Genomic DNA, 15,161 nt, shown 5'->3' on the forward strand with positions numbered 1-15,161 from the left:
ATTGAATGATATGATGAAAGTCCGTTATCCGTTTCCGCGTAATGCTGTTTCTTTGATGAGACGCGTATACAAACACGGAATACCGGAAGTCCGTAAAGAGTTTGCTCGCTGGCGTGAACAGGCGAATTTGATACCTGATGCTGAACTACGATATCAAGCACTTGATAGTCTAGGTAACAAGCAATTTCACTGTGATGGTGGATCAGTATATGCCGTAGCGAATATGGCTCAATTTCATAACTTGCTACCTTTAATTGTAGCGTTTCAGACGATTTGTGATTATGCAGATAATCTATCTGATCGTCCTCAATGTACAAATGTTGAAGATTTCCGTTTACTCCATCAGGCTTTGCTTGATGCGATTGTTCCAGGCGTAGAACCCAAAAACTATTATGAATTTAATAGTGAAAGTGAAGTTGGTTATATGTCTACACTGGTAAAAGCTTGCCAGGGATATATTAGTGAACTTCCAGATTATGATATTGTATATCCTTATTTGCGTGATCTGGTTGAATTATATTGCGGTTTACAGACATACAAACATATCGCTCCTGAACTACGACAACCCACATTGATGGAATGGTGGTCTGAGCATAAGCATCGTACACCTCAGTTATACTGGCATGAATTTGCTGCAGCAACAGGCTCTACTTTGGGCATATTTATGATGTTTTTGGCAGCAAGTGGTCTACCGGGTATGAATGATGCGGCAGCTAAGCAAGCGCATGCTGCTTATTTTCCAAATGTATGTTGTCTTCATATTATGCTGGACTATGTGATTGATCAGGAAGAAGATCAGCATTCAGGCGATCTTAATTTTTGCGATTATTATGATCCGTCTATTAAGGTCATTGATCGTATTGAGAAGATCGTTGATTGGGCGCGCGCAGATGTACAACAACTTCCGGGTGCTTCATTCCATCTTATGATTGTTGAAGGTCTAGTCGCACTATACTTAACAGACCCCAAGGTCAAGACACAACGAGAAGTGCGTGCTATCTCTAAACGGCTATTGCGAAAAGGTCCTCCTATGCGAGCCTTTTTTATCATTAATAGTCAAGTGATTCGCAAGTATCTGTAAACATAATGAACAAGGGGGCAATTTGAAATGTCAGCAGTAAAAAAAATTGCAGTACTAACCAGTGGAGGAGACTCCCAAGGAATGAACGCAGCGGTTCGTGCCGTTGTGCGTAGTGCTCTTTATTTTGGTCTTGAAGTATGTGGAGTTCAACGTGGATATCAAGGTTTGTTAAACGAAGATATTTTCCCGATGGATCTACGTAGTGTAGGCGATATTATCCAACGTGGGGGAACGGTTCTTCAATCAGCACGTTGTAAAGAATTCATGACACTTGAAGGTCAACAAAAAGGTGCTGATATTCTTCGCAAACACGGTATTGATGGATTAGTCGTTATCGGTGGAGATGGATCTTACCAAGGTGCGAACAAATTAAGTAAATTAGGTATTAAAACGATGGCATTGCCAGGTACAATCGATAACGATATTTCGTATACAGATACAACGATTGGTTTTGATACAGCAGTAGGTATTGTTGTAGATGCGGTTAACAAATTGCGTGATACCATGTCTTCTCATGAACGTGTATCTATTGTAGAAGTTATGGGTCGTCATTGCGGCGATATTGCTCTTCATTCTGGTCTAGCTTCTGGTGCAGAGACTATTCTTGTTCCTGAAGTATCGTATGATCTTAAAGAAGTTGCAGATCGTATGCATCACAACTTTGCTTGTGGTAAACGTCATAGTATTGTTATCGTAGCTGAAGGTGCAGGTCGTGGCGAAGATATCGCAGAACAACTGCATATCCACTATCCTAACTTGGAACCTCGTGTAACTGTACTTGGACATATTCAGCGCGGTGGAACACCAACGCCTCGTGACCGTAATCTAGCAAGTCGTTTGGGTGATTTTGCAGTACGTAAGTTAATTGAAGGTGAATCCGACAAAGCTTGTGGCGTGATCAAAGGCGAAATCGTATTGACGGATATTGATAAAGTTGTAAATAGCAAAAAAGAGTTTGACCATGAAACATACGAGTTAGCACTTCGCTTATCTCAATAATTTAAGCCAGTCCTAAAACGGATAAATGTTTTAATCATCAACTTTAAAAAGCGGGCTAAATCTTACGTAATCTTCGGATTGCTAATATTTGCACGCTTTTTATTTTACCAAAAATTACTTTTAGATATCACTTTTGTAAAAAATATGAGAAGAAATGGTAAAATTTTTGAATTAAAGATTAGAAGTAACGGGTAAATTATTGTACTATAAGGGAGTAAGTCATTTATATCTTAACTCCGTAGGAACTGGAGAGACCAACTAGAAGGGGGCTACCATACATTGACGAGAGAAAAAGGAGCAAAAGGAAAGGAGAGCCGTTTACGTTTGCTACACGCTGCTGCTAAACAATTTGCTGTACATGGTTTTCATGAAACGAAAGTCAGTGCTATTGTTGCAGAAGCCAAGCTTTCACAACCCGCATTTTATTTGTACTTTGAAAGTAAAGATGCTGTGTTTGAAGAGCTAGTTAAGCTTTTCCATGCTAGACTCACTACAGTCATCAATGAAAGTCGTCTTCCTGAAATACATTCAACTGATGGGGTACTGCACCAATTATGTCATACGTTGACCTCAATGTTTGACTATTTTTATGCGAACCCGTATTTGACACGAATTGGATTTCATTTGGCACCACAATCGCAAAATATGAAGCAAGAATTGGTTCAATGGGTTGAGCAGATGTTATCGGGTGAACAACGTTCTGGACAATTTAAGTCTGAATTTCGGATGAATATGGTCTCAGAATGTTTGGTAGGTACAATCGAACGGATTGTATTTACACAACTTCTTCCTGGCAAAGTTGCACCAGAACAATTAGCGCTTGATATTGTAAATTTATATGTATCCGGAATTGGTATGAAACAAAGCAAAGTGTAGATGATAGCGCTAGGAGGTTCATTTTCATATGATTACTGTCGGTTTGACGGGTTGGGGAGATCATGATTCTCTCTATCTTACCAAAGAAGCAAATAAGAACAAATTACCCACTTATAGCTCATTATTCCGCACCGTAGAGGTAGATAGTTCCTTTTATGCGATCCAATCCCGGCGGAATATGGAAAAGTGGACTGAAGAGACACCTGGTTCTTTTCGTTTTCTTGTCAAAGCTTTTCAAGGTATGACAGGGCATTCACGGGGTAAAATTCCTTTTGATAGTGAAGCAGAGATGTTTGAAGCTTTTCGCTTATCGATCAGTACAATGGATCAAGCAGGTAAATTGATGGCTGCTCTATTTCAATTTCCACCCTGGTTCGATTGTAATCGAGAAAATGTAAAGACTCTTCGGCATATTCGTGAACTTATGGGAGATTACCCGTGTGCACTCGAATTTCGCCATCAAAGTTGGTACACGCCTGAAATGCGAGATAAAACGATCCAATTTATGCGTAAAGAGAACTGGATTCATAGTATTTGCGATGAACCGCAAGCTGGAATCGGCTCTGTTCCAATTGTTGAAGAAGTGACCGATCGTCAGTTAACAGTGGTTCGTATGCATGGCCGTAATGAATCAGGCTGGAATTCATCAGGACAACCGAACTGGCGAGAAGTACGTTATCTGTACCGCTACAATGAAGCAGAATTACAAGAATGGGCACAACGTCTACAGCGATTGGAACAGCAATCCGAAGAAGTCTGTGTGATTTTCAATAATAATTCAGGCGGAGATGCAGCAGATAATGCTCGGCAATTGATGGCGATGTTAGGACAAGAGGTACCGACGATTCCAGAAGAAAAGAAAGTCGATATGGAACAGATTGATCTTTTCGACTGGAGTGGACAAGAATAAATAAAAAGCGGCATTTTCCTAAGATAGGAGAATGCCGCTTTTGTTGATAAACCATTTTATTTAGAAGCAAAGTTCGTATCACGGATCGCTTGTCGTTGTACCCACAATAAACGAGAAAGCAACGTAATTGCCCCTACTGCAAGCCCGATACTCAATCCTATCCAATACCCGAAAGCACCAAAATCGGTATAGTTCGCAACAATATACCCTACAGGTAATCCAATAATCCAATATGAGATAAAGGTTAAAAAGAAAGCCGGGTTAACATCTTTATATCCTCGTAAAGCTCCTTGTACAGGAGTAGCAATCGCATCTGATATTTGGTAAAAAGCAGCATAGATCATAAAGTGAGCAATCAGGTCGATCAATACCGGATCAGACGAGTACAGTGCAGAAACCGATTGGCGAAAAGCAAGTAAAATCACAGCCGTACATAATGATAATGCAAGAGCTAATCCCAGACCAAGCTTAGTATATTGCCTTGCATCCTTGAGGCGCTTTGCACCGACTTCATAACCGACCAGAATCGTCAAAGCTGTACAAATACTTAGCGGAATCATATACAGGGTTGCTGCAAAGTTCTGAGCCGCCTGATGAGCTGCAATCGTCATTGTATCGTAGTTGCTCATAAATAATGTTACACCTGCGAAAATAGCAACTTCAAAAAAGATAGCAAATCCCATCGGAATACCTAATTTCAAGATTTCGCCCCATTTTTGCAAAGAAGGGGAGTGCCATTTTTTAAACATCTGATCTTGACGGAAAGGTTCAGCGAGATGAATAACCAATACGGCTATTAAAAACACACACCAGTAGGTGATCGCAGAGGCTACACCTGCACCAATTCCGCCCAATTTAGGAAATCCGAATTTACCGAAAATAAGTAAATAGTTAATCACTACATTGATCGGTAGCGCACATAATGTAATCATCATCGAAAATCGTGTCTGTCCTAGTGCATCAATATAACTACGCAACACGGTATAAGCGAACAACGGCACGATGCCTGTAGATAAACATACAATAAATCCATGAGCGACTTCACGTACATAAGGTTCTAGACTCATTAGATCCAAAATGGGGTTCAATAATAGACCGCCTACAATGAGAATCACGATCGAGACGACTACAGATAATAACAAGGCTTGAACGACATTAAAGCTAATCTGCTTGCGTTGATTGGAACCGATCAGCTGAGACACAATAGGTGTAACAGCCACTAGAATACCACTAAGACCTGCTTGAATTGGAACCCATAAGCTAGAACCAATAGCTACACCAGCTAGATCTTCGGCACTGGCATGTCCCGACATATTAGTATCAAAAAAAGTCATCAATGATAAAGCAATCTGTGTGACCAGAATTGGAAACAATATTTTTAGAAACTGACTGAACTTTTGCAAAAGTGTAACTGTAGGGATCATAGTCTAACCTCATTTAATAGAATAAAGTAATATATGTATTCATCAATACAATCAAATAGTTACTATATAGGCATCATAGGCATCGAAATTATAAGTATCAAAAGTTGATTGTACAGGATAACGATTATTTTGAATAGTCAAAAAAAGAACCCGGAAAATGATCCGGGTTCTGCACTTTAAATGGTATAGCATTCCCAACATAAAATGATGATTAATAATCAGCGTTGGCTGTATAACGGTTACCTGCATTCCATAGCAAGTATTCATCGATACCTTTTTCATGCATCGCACGAATCTGGTCGTTAACTTCTTTAGCACCATACGATGTATAGTGGCCGCTACCTAACCAGCTTGCTGTAAAGTCTTGAATCCACGGACGAATAATCGGCGTTTGATCACCAAGTGGTTTTAACTTTTTCAATGTATCTTCCATCGAACCTTTAATGGTTGCATATGGGTTTTTATCGGGATCTTTAACACCGAACCAACCTGTAGAGTAATGACTTGGATAGACCATTGGACTGATAACATCTACATTTTCTGAAATTTTCGTGAAATCTTGTCCGATACCTTCAGCCGCAGGAACAGAAGCTGCATAACCGAAAATATCAACAGAAACGCGTACACCTAGTGGAGCAAGCTCTTTACGAGCATATTGTACAAATTCAGCAATCACATCAACACGAGATTGTTTAGTTTTGGTAAATTTCAATTCAGCTTCATGATTTTCGAAGCCTTCAGGGAAACGAACATAATCAAACTGGATTTCTTTGAATCCCATCGCTGCTGCTTCTTTAGCCAATTCAATATTGTAATCCCATACGTCTTTATTATATGGATTTACAAAGTTATCGCCTTTAGCATTGCTCCATACTTGTCCATTGCTTTTTACAAAAGAAAGTTCAGGATGCTTTTTAGCAAGGATAGAGTCTTTGAACACAACGATACGTGCAATCGGATAAACATCATGCTTTTTCAAACGTTTCATCATCGCTTCTGGATCAGCAATAAATTTTTGCGGGCTACCCATTTCTTTCAACTTTGCATTTTTCGTCTTATACGTTATGTATCCAGCATCGTCTTTAAGATCAATAACCATAGCATTTAATGCTGTTTTGTCCAAAAGATCAAGCAGGGTAGTCATACGTGAACCACCAGCACTGTAAGCTGTAACGTATACGCCTTTTACTTTAGGTGCATTGACTTGCGGATCAATTTTGGCAGGAGGATTATCAGCATCCACCTCTGTTTTACTCATTTGACTGTGAATAGCCGCTTGATTCAAAGCGGATTGAAGAGTAGTTGTCTTTGTTGTACCTTGATCACTTTGACCACCACTAAGCGTTGTAGATGCGAGCAGCATAATTGCCCATAAGATTTCCATGTGTTAGCTCCTTCTCTGTATGTATAATCGTGACGTCATGTGGATTTACTTTTTAAGTATAACGGATGTCAATAAACTGTAAAGAACATAATTGTTACCGTTAGTATCTAAAAATATCCATCTTACATATTTAACCATGTCAAAGCATAGCTAAACAAGTATTAATCTTTTTTAGTATAAAACATAAAAATGCCACTTCCAACCCTCTATAGAAGAAGGTAGAAGCGACATTTCTAATATCGTTATAAGTTAATCTTATTGCATGAATTGCTGGCTTTGATTTTCGCAAATACTGTGTTGAATAATTTCCATAGCATCCTCTGGCTCCAAGATACGCAACCCATCACGTAAAACAATAACAGCGTTCAATTCTTGCTGTTTTAGGGAAGGCATCATATCAGGAAACCATTTCATGACGATTTGTGACAATTTGACCGTTTCCATTTCCACAATAATCACCCTTTCCTATTCTGGAATCATTACGCTTAATGAACGAAATCATTCTAATGAGAACTTTAGGAAAAGCATGGCTGTGTATCAAATGTTAGGGACTGAACACAAACTGCAACTAATAAAAAGGTAGAGGTGGCGTGTTTTTAGTCTACTATATATTACGACAAAAAGCGACTTTCAGTGTATAGCAAAACCAAAATAGTTTACATTTTTTTAATAAAACATCAAAACAATATTTTTTGTCGTCTATTAACCTTTACGGAAAGAACCCATAACTCCGACCGTTTCGACCATATTTACAAAAGCAGCAGGATCGGTTTCTTTAATAATTCTACGTAATTCTGCGAGTTCATAACGTGTAGTTACCGTCATTAACATATCTTTAGGCGTATGTGAGAATGCACCTTCTGCTTTGATCATCGTTACCCCACGCTGAAGAGGCATTAACTTTTCTAACAATAGATCAGTATGATTAGATACGATAAATAAAGTTACTTTGACATGACTAACATGAATAAGATCTAGTACCTTACCTGCAATATAAATAGAGACCATAGAAGCAAGTGCGATATTCCAATTATTCGACCAGTAACCCATAGCGAGTACAACCAATCCATTTAATCCAACAATCACATTACCGACCGGGAAATCACGATAGCGCGTAATAATGGAACCAAGAATATCGAATCCACCCGAAGAACCGCCGACACGGAAAGAAATACCTACACCTATTCCTATAAGTACACCACCAAATACAGCAGAAAGGAGTAAATCAGGTGCTGCTGCTTCAACGGGAATAATAGTCATCATCCATGTGGTTGCTGCGACAGAGACAATACTGAGCAAAATGTATCGTTTACCAAGCAAAAACCAACCTGCAATCAACAGAGGTATATTGTATACAAAGTAAAGCAGGCTAATATTAAGCGGTGTAAAATAACCGGTTAACATAGCAAGTCCTGATACACCACCACTTAATAATTGATGGGGAATCAGGAACAGGTTAAATGCAGCAGCTGTGAATAAGGAGCCCAGAAAAACAACAAATAGGGCACCGATTTTTTTTGACACAAAAATCACCTCGGGTTGTAAGTTAGTAAGTTATGGAAAGTATACCTGTTAATTTATAAGAAGTATCTTTCACAAAAGTAATTATATTATGATTCAGCTAGTAATCATTGTGTATTTTGTGATATAATGATTTAGATATTCTTGAGTAGGGATGTTTTGCTGAATTATGTTGACTATTCTATAAACGCAAGACTGATTTATTTCATCATAGAAACTATTGAACAAAGGTATAGTTTATACTAACTACTGAATTATTCAATAGTTCATAACAAAAAAAGAATAAGTGGCGGTCCACAAGGCCTCCTGCGATGCAGGTATATACTACTCATTTGCTACTTAAGAATACAAACAAGTTGGTGGATTGTCCACAATATAGAAGGAGCACGAATATTTTGACTAAATTTGCAGATTTCGGATTAGATGAAAAAGTACTACAAGCGGTAATGGAGCTAGGTTTTGAAGAATCAACACCTATCCAAGCACAAGCTATTCCAATTGCTATGAGCGGCAGTGACATGATCGGACAAGCTCAAACAGGTACAGGTAAAACAGCAGCATTCGGCATACCCCTTATTAACAAGATCGAACGTTCGGAAGATAAAATTGTAGCTTTGATCATGGCACCAACACGTGAGTTGGCGATCCAAGTAGCAGAAGAAATTGAGAAACTAGCTCGCTTTAAAGGTATCCGTTCATTGCCAATTTATGGTGGACAAGATATCGTTCGCCAAATTCGCGCTTTGAAAAAGAAACCTCAAATTATCATCGGTACACCTGGTCGCTTGCTTGACCATATCAACCGTAAAACAATCAAACTTGATGATGTACAAACTGTAGTATTGGATGAAGCAGATGAAATGCTTGATATGGGTTTCATGGAAGATATCCAATCTATTTTGAAACAAGTTCCAGAAGAGCGTCAAACCATGTTGTTCTCAGCAACTATGCCTGCTAACATCAAACGTTTAGCGCAACAATTCTTGAAAAACCCTGAACATGTTTCTGTAATTCCAAAACATGTTAGCGCACCTTTGATTGACCAATCTTATATCGAAGTAAACGAGCGTCAAAAATTTGATGCATTGTCTCGTCTATTAGATATGGAATCTCCTGAACTAGCAATCGTATTCGGACGTACTAAACGTCGTGTTGATGAATTGGCAGAAGCTTTGCAAAAACGTGGCTATACAGCTGACGGTTTGCATGGTGACTTGTCTCAGAATCAACGTGATAGTGTAATGCGTAAATTCCGTGACGGTAGTATCGACGTTCTAGTAGCTACAGACGTAGCAGCACGTGGACTTGATGTATCTGGCGTAACTCATGTTGTAAACTTTGACTTGCCGCAAGATCCAGAAAGTTATGTTCACCGTATCGGTCGTACAGGACGTGCTGGTAAAGAAGGCGCAGCTTACTCTTTCGTAACGCCACGTGAAATGGATCATTTACACTTTATCGAGCGTGTAACAAACCAAAAAATCGCACGTAAACCTCTTCCATCTTTGGCAGAAGCGATTGAAGGTAAACAACGCATTACAGCTGAGCGCTTGCTTGAGCTAGTACAAGACGATACAACACCTTTGAACGAATATAAAGGTATTGCTATTCAATTGTTAGAACAATATGATTCTGTGAACTTGCTTTCAGCAGCAATCAAATTGTTAACTGGCGAGAAAAAAGATGCACAGGTTGATTTGACTCCAGAAGATCCAATTCGTGCAAAACGTCGTAAACCAGATGTTCGTTCAGGTGGACGTAAGCCAAGTGGTAGCTACAACCGTGGTGGAAGTAGCACTGGTGGATACAAAGGTAACAGTAGCAGCAGTGGTGGACGCGGTGGATACAGCAGCGGCGGAAGCTCTAGCGGTGGCGGATATAAAGGTAACAAAGATGCTGGACGTGATCGTAACAAACCACGTACAACTAGCAGCGAAAACCGTCGTCCAGCACCAAAACGCGACGATTCTTTCAACGCATAAGTAAATAACATCTTTGTATAAATAGGAGAGTCAGGTATAAAACCTGGCTCTCTTTTTTTATTTTTAACCAAGGCGAATTAGCGAAATACCATACATAATCAATCGACACTGGTATTATAATGAAGAGTTAGGTATATTTAATATGTGTAGGTTTCAGAGAAAACAGCGATATGATGAAATGCTGATGCAGACGTGAGGGGGAAGTTGATTTGGAATTTAGAGGGGTAATGGGTGGAATATACAGGCTATCCGAGTGGATTATGCGCTTAGCAGGTAGTAACCTATTATGGGTCATTTGTTCTTCACCATTTTTATTTTTCCTAGTAATGCGATTTATTTTTGGTCAATCCGGGTTTACAGCGAATGATATTCTTCAAGCCAATTGGGGAATGGGAATTATGGCACCGTTCACATTGTTTCCGGCGACAGCTGCTCTTTTTACAGTGGTTCGTAAATGGGTGATGGGCGAAGGCGATGTATCGGTATTCAAAACCTATTTTAGAGGATACAAAGAAAATTATAAACAGAGTATGTTAGGTGGATTCTTCTATACATTATTATTTGTTATTATGTATGTAGACTATACCGTTTATATGACTCAATTCCCGAATCTACAATTACTTGGAATCGTGATGTTGATTTTCTTACTGGTATTATTCGTATCTTTGTTTAATTTCTTCGCTATGATTGCTCACTATCATATGAAATTAAAAGATATTGTTAAAAATGCGATCCTTTTATCAATCGTTAGACCATTTCGTCTGTTCTCGACATTGCTCGGTACAGTAGCTTTATTGTTTATCGGTACCAAATATCCTGTGCTATTTGTTTTCTTTTTAGCTTCAGGTATTGCGTGGTTTGCATTCTTTAACTTCTATGGCATGTTCCTCAAAATGCAAGAACAGTCTGAGAAACAAGCACTAGCAGATGAAGAAAAAGAATTAAAAGCAGATGAACAATTAGTGATTGGGGATCAGTCTCCTGTTGAGCAAGCCAAACAAATTAATGTTGAAAAGCAACCGACTTCAATGAACGATAATGTTAAAAAAAGCTTGACTAAAAATAAAGAACGTTAACATAGCCCGAACAAATAGTCGTTAAAACTCATATTTTATTCCTTATTATCGTTCAAAAATAGATATCAGGAAAAAAATGGTGTAAAGGTTTACAATTCGCTACACGAGGTTTATAATGAATTTACATCCTGCAATGTACGTTTTGATTATCTGTTGTTTTGAACCAATAACAATGTCTTGGGAGATTCAAATTGAACTGTAGCTGACCAGCCCTATCCATTGGATGCGGGGACTTCAAAAACAGTTTTGCGATCACCCACCTGCTACGCAGGTTCGAAGGCAATGTAATCAGACGGCATATGCGGGACTTTTTAGTAGATTCATCAGTAAGCAAGAGGTTGGTGTAGTGTGAATGACCGAATTATTGAATACGAGAGCGCTCTAGCTACAGTTCTGTAAAAGAATTGATAGAATAGGGCGTTTTTCGTGTGCGCTTACATAATATTAGTTTTATTATTCAGGTACTAATGATACACTTAGAATAAGGTAGGCTTCACATGTAAAGGAGGAAAAATCTTGTCGTTAAAGAGAACATTGGTGGGGATTATACGTAGCCAAGAAGGAACAGGCGATCGTGCCAAAGATCCTCAAATGAAAACAAGATATTACAATCTGTCCCGTGAAAGAGCATGGGAAGAAGTTTCTTCAACCCTCAAAAAAATTCCGGGTTATAAAGTACTGCATGAAGTTCCAAGTGTAGGCGAAATTATACTGGAGAAAAAAACAGGTTTTGGACGGACAATGGATATTACCGTATCGATTGTATCGGTAAGTCCTGTGCGTAGTGCCATCGATATTTATTCTGCTTCTCGTGGATCATTAGGTGATCTAGGAGCAAATTATCGTAATATCCTGAATCTTTTTGGTTCTTTGGATAAAAAGCTAGCACAATACAAAACAACCAGTACCTAATGAAGCCCATGCTTCATACATACGTATTTGGTATACGACTTCAAAGAAGCTTCCTATTCACATACCGTGAGTAGGAAGCTTCTTTTTTTGGAACGTTAACGATAGTCTACCGTAATACTAAGGATTAGATTCTTACTGCGCAATACTTATTGAAGCTAGATTATAGCAATTGTTTGACGGCTGCAACTGCTTTGTCATAGTCTGGATGTTCAGCCATTTCTGGCAAGTATTCAACATATTGAATAACATCGTTTTGATCAATGACAAAAATCGAACGCATATCAATTACAAATTCTTTAATCAATACACCATAAGCCTTGCCAAACGAGTTATCACGATAATCAGATAGAGTAACGACACGATCTACACCAGCTGCACCACACCATCTTGCTTGAGCAAAAGGAAGGTCTGCACTGATCGTCAGAACGATTACGTCATCGCCTAGTTCAGAAGCGGCTTCATTAAAACGACGTGTCTGTGCATCACATACACCTGTATCCAGAGAAGGAACCACACTAATCAATTTTACTTTACCTGCGTAATCACTAAGTGTTGCTTGTTCAAGTAGATTTTTACTCAGATTAAATGCAGGAGCTTGATCGCCTACTTTAAGTTCAGGGCCAATAAGAGTAATAGGGTTTCCTTTAAAAGTAGCTACGCCTGTACGTTCTTGTACCATATCATATTGCCTCCTTATATCTTGCTATCATTTCGCAATCTTAACCAAAATTCATTATAATAGAGTGAGGGTAATAAATCAAAAATGCAGTTCACTACTATATTCAGTAAAGGAAGATCCTATGTTATTTGTCCGTTATGAGAATTGGAAAAGTTTTTTACGGTATTATCCAGTCACTTCTTTGATATTATTGATTAATGTTGCAGTGTTTATCTTTTTAAGCTTTAATGGCGGTTCGACCAATTTGCAGACATTAGCTGATTATGGAGCTGTTACAAATCATCCAGCATATAGCGAATGGTGGAGAGTAATTACAGCTATCTTTCTGCATAATGGATTTAGCCATTTGTTATCGAATAGCTTTGGACTTATTGTATTTGCTCCACCGCTTGAACGTTTAATTGGAAGCTGGCGTTATGTAGTTCTGTATATGGCGAGTGGTATTATCGGAAATGTAATCAGTTGGGAACTGTATCAACAATCCGTTACTGGTGTAGTTGCAGTTGGGGCATCTGGAGCCATCTATGGTATCTATGGAGCATTTTTATATATAGCGTTGTTCCAGCGTCAAATTATGGATGAGGCTTCTCGTAAGACGATGTACACGATTTTAGGGCTGGGTCTTATTTTCACCTTCGTTGTTCCGGGTATTGGCATCTGGGCACATGTAGGCGGTTTAATCGCTGGATTCTTTATTTACGGATTGATGTTGCGATTGACTGGATTACGTGGACGATGGAGACGTTTGGCAGAAGCTTATGCCAAAGCACTGTCAGAAAAAGAAAATCAAAACAAAATGGAATGATCTTGTTCGATCTATACCACCAATCTTTAGTCGGTTAGATAAAATAAAGATAGAGTGTAAACCAACAAAAACCACTTTCTATACATCGAAAGTGGTTTTTGTTTGGAATCTATTGAATTTAATGATTAGACAGTCATCTGATGATAACGTTCTTAGTCACGGTTACCTGCAAACATAAAGACAAGACGTAACAATTCAAGTACAGACAATAGCGCAGCCGCTACATACGTAAGAGCAGCAGCATTCAATACTTTACCTACACTACGTTCTTCTTCGTTCGTTACATAACCTTCAGCAACCATAATATCTCTTGCACGATTACTTGCGTTAAACTCAACAGGTAAAGTTACCAATTGGAATACAACAGCAGCCGAGAAGAAAATAATACCCAGTCCCAAAAGATTAAATGAACCAAAAATAGCACCTGCAAGAATTAGAAAAGGAGCTACACCGGATGTGAAGTTAACAACCGGGAAGATACGGTGACGAAGTGCAAGCATCGGATAATGCGTTTTGTGTTGAATCGCATGACCAATTTCGTGACAAGCTACAGATACAGCCGAAATACTGTTTTGGTAATATACATCTTCAGAAAGACGTACTACCCGATGAACAGGATCATAATGGTCGCTTAGCGTTCCACGTACAGGTTCGATAGGAACATCTTGAAGACCATTACTATCTAACATATGACGTGCTGCTTCATAACCGGTAAGACCTCGTGCATTAGGAACTTCAGAATATTTCTTAAATGTACCTTTAACTCTAAATTGTGCCCAGATGGTTAATCCAAACGCAAGAATAATTAAGATCCAAAAGAAAGCATTAATACTCATTTCTCATTCCTCCATAGTATAGACAAATTACATCATGCCTGAACTTTGACCTAGCAGGAATTTTAACGCCTCGATACAGGCGGCACTTTGAGGAATCAGATTAACAAATGCACGTTTGGCTTGATTAGGCTTCATTTGTGAAAGTAAAGGTTCGAGTTCACGTACTTCGCGTTGCAATTGAAGCATGTGTTGTTCCAACTCGGTGAGTCGTTGCGTAACCTGTTCTTCGTCTGAAACCCGATCCCAGGCGTGCAGTTTATCTCTAATTTCATCAAGAGTGTATTTGTCCTGCTTTAACTTTGTTATACGTTCCAATCGTATTAAGGTTTCAAAACTATAGAGCCTATAGTTTTTTAAGGAACGACTTTCTGGTTGTATCAATCCGAGCTTAGTGTAGTAATCAACTGTACGTTCACTAATGCCGGCTGTTTTGGCTAATTCGCCGATCCGATAAAGTTTCATATCCCCAAGGTATCCACCCCCATTTATAGTCATGATCAAAACAGGATCCCTTGAGTTTGCATCCTGTTTGTTTATATTACAGGAATACAAACGTTGCAGTCAAACCATACAGTGTAACGTTATGCTTGCTTTTACATATTCTGTCACAGTATATGAAGGAAGACTTAAATCTAGTATAATCACGATCCCTTAAATTTAGATGAAAATGATCTGA

The 15,161-nt window shown here is 38.8% G+C and carries 15 protein-coding genes and 1 other RNA gene; 9 read left to right on the forward strand and 7 right to left on the reverse strand.

Annotated elements, in window-relative coordinates:
- Window positions 1-10: 10 nt before the first annotated feature.
- The 4 genes from PTI45_RS08170 (at window position 11) to PTI45_RS08185 (ending at window position 3,866) form a co-directional block, all read left to right on the forward strand.
- Entirely contained in the window at window positions 11-1,081 is a 1,071-nt protein-coding gene (locus PTI45_RS08170; RefSeq protein ID WP_425415572.1) for a tetraprenyl-beta-curcumene synthase family protein, read from the forward strand.
- 27 nt (window positions 1,082-1,108) lie between these two features.
- Window positions 1,109-2,080 (forward strand): 6-phosphofructokinase, encoded by a 972-nt coding sequence (gene pfkA / locus PTI45_RS08175; RefSeq protein WP_069327067.1) that lies wholly within the window; start codon window positions 1,109-1,111, stop codon window positions 2,078-2,080.
- Between the two features lie 279 nt (window positions 2,081-2,359).
- Window positions 2,360-2,956, forward strand: coding sequence for a TetR/AcrR family transcriptional regulator (locus PTI45_RS08180; RefSeq protein WP_069327068.1), 597 nt, complete (start codon window positions 2,360-2,362; stop codon window positions 2,954-2,956).
- Window positions 2,957-2,984: 28 nt separating this feature from the next.
- Complete coding sequence (locus PTI45_RS08185) at window positions 2,985-3,866, forward strand: DUF72 domain-containing protein (RefSeq protein ID WP_069327069.1); 882 nt, start codon at window positions 2,985-2,987, stop codon at window positions 3,864-3,866.
- Window positions 3,867-3,922: 56 nt separating this feature from the next.
- On the opposite strand, the gene PTI45_RS08190 is transcribed toward PTI45_RS08185, so the two are convergent.
- From PTI45_RS08190 to PTI45_RS08205, 4 genes are all read right to left on the reverse strand, one after another.
- On the reverse strand, window positions 3,923-5,290 hold the full coding sequence (locus tag PTI45_RS08190; protein WP_069327070.1) for an MATE family efflux transporter: 1,368 nt from the start codon (window positions 5,288-5,290) through the stop codon (window positions 3,923-3,925).
- Between the two features lie 211 nt (window positions 5,291-5,501).
- The gene (locus PTI45_RS08195) at window positions 5,502-6,674 is read right to left on the reverse strand and encodes a putative glycoside hydrolase (protein ID WP_069327071.1); all 1,173 of its coding nucleotides are present in this window, start codon (window positions 6,672-6,674) and stop codon (window positions 5,502-5,504) included.
- 255 nt (window positions 6,675-6,929) lie between these two features.
- Window positions 6,930-7,118 carry a hypothetical protein gene (locus PTI45_RS08200; protein ID WP_175425148.1) on the reverse strand — a complete coding sequence of 63 codons (189 nt, stop codon included), beginning with the start codon at window positions 7,116-7,118 and terminating at the stop codon, window positions 6,930-6,932.
- 258 nt (window positions 7,119-7,376) lie between these two features.
- Complete coding sequence (locus tag PTI45_RS08205; RefSeq protein WP_069327073.1) at window positions 7,377-8,198, reverse strand: YitT family protein; 822 nt, start codon at window positions 8,196-8,198, stop codon at window positions 7,377-7,379.
- 392 nt (window positions 8,199-8,590) lie between these two features.
- Between PTI45_RS08205 and cshA the strand changes: the two genes are divergently transcribed.
- The 4 genes from cshA to PTI45_RS08225 all read left to right on the forward strand — a co-directional run bounded on the left by cshA (window position 8,591) and on the right by PTI45_RS08225 (window position 12,165).
- A complete protein-coding gene (gene cshA, locus PTI45_RS08210; RefSeq protein ID WP_069327074.1) occupies window positions 8,591-10,177 on the forward strand; it encodes a degradosome RNA helicase CshA in 1,587 nt (528 codons plus the stop codon).
- Between the two features lie 209 nt (window positions 10,178-10,386).
- Entirely contained in the window at window positions 10,387-11,253 is an 867-nt protein-coding gene (locus tag PTI45_RS08215; RefSeq protein WP_083243412.1) for a YesL family protein, read from the forward strand.
- A 122-nt stretch (window positions 11,254-11,375) separates the two neighbouring features.
- Window positions 11,376-11,565, forward strand: a non-coding RNA gene (gene ssrS / locus PTI45_RS08220) — 6S RNA.
- A 204-nt stretch (window positions 11,566-11,769) separates the two neighbouring features.
- Window positions 11,770-12,165 carry a DUF1499 domain-containing protein gene (locus tag PTI45_RS08225; RefSeq protein WP_069327075.1) on the forward strand — a complete coding sequence of 132 codons (396 nt, stop codon included), beginning with the start codon at window positions 11,770-11,772 and terminating at the stop codon, window positions 12,163-12,165.
- A 160-nt stretch (window positions 12,166-12,325) separates the two neighbouring features.
- On the opposite strand, the gene tpx is transcribed toward PTI45_RS08225, so the two are convergent.
- The gene (gene tpx, locus PTI45_RS08230) at window positions 12,326-12,844 is read right to left on the reverse strand and encodes a thiol peroxidase (protein WP_069327076.1); all 519 of its coding nucleotides are present in this window, start codon (window positions 12,842-12,844) and stop codon (window positions 12,326-12,328) included.
- Between the two features lie 121 nt (window positions 12,845-12,965).
- Here tpx and PTI45_RS08235 point away from each other — a divergent pair, with 121 nt between their 5' ends.
- Entirely contained in the window at window positions 12,966-13,649 is a 684-nt protein-coding gene (locus PTI45_RS08235) for a rhomboid family intramembrane serine protease (protein ID WP_069327077.1), read from the forward strand.
- Between the two features lie 152 nt (window positions 13,650-13,801).
- Here the strand turns inward: PTI45_RS08235 and PTI45_RS08240 are convergent, their stop codons facing one another.
- Window positions 13,802-14,485 carry a zinc metallopeptidase gene (locus PTI45_RS08240; protein ID WP_069327078.1) on the reverse strand — a complete coding sequence of 228 codons (684 nt, stop codon included), beginning with the start codon at window positions 14,483-14,485 and terminating at the stop codon, window positions 13,802-13,804.
- A 27-nt stretch (window positions 14,486-14,512) separates the two neighbouring features.
- Window positions 14,513-14,947 carry a MerR family transcriptional regulator gene (locus PTI45_RS08245; protein ID WP_069327107.1) on the reverse strand — a complete coding sequence of 145 codons (435 nt, stop codon included), beginning with the start codon at window positions 14,945-14,947 and terminating at the stop codon, window positions 14,513-14,515.
- Between the last annotated feature and the right edge of the window lie 214 nt (window positions 14,948-15,161).

Source organism: Paenibacillus nuruki, assembly GCF_001721045.1.
Lineage (GTDB): Bacteria > Bacillota > Bacilli > Paenibacillales > Paenibacillaceae > Saccharibacillus > Saccharibacillus nuruki.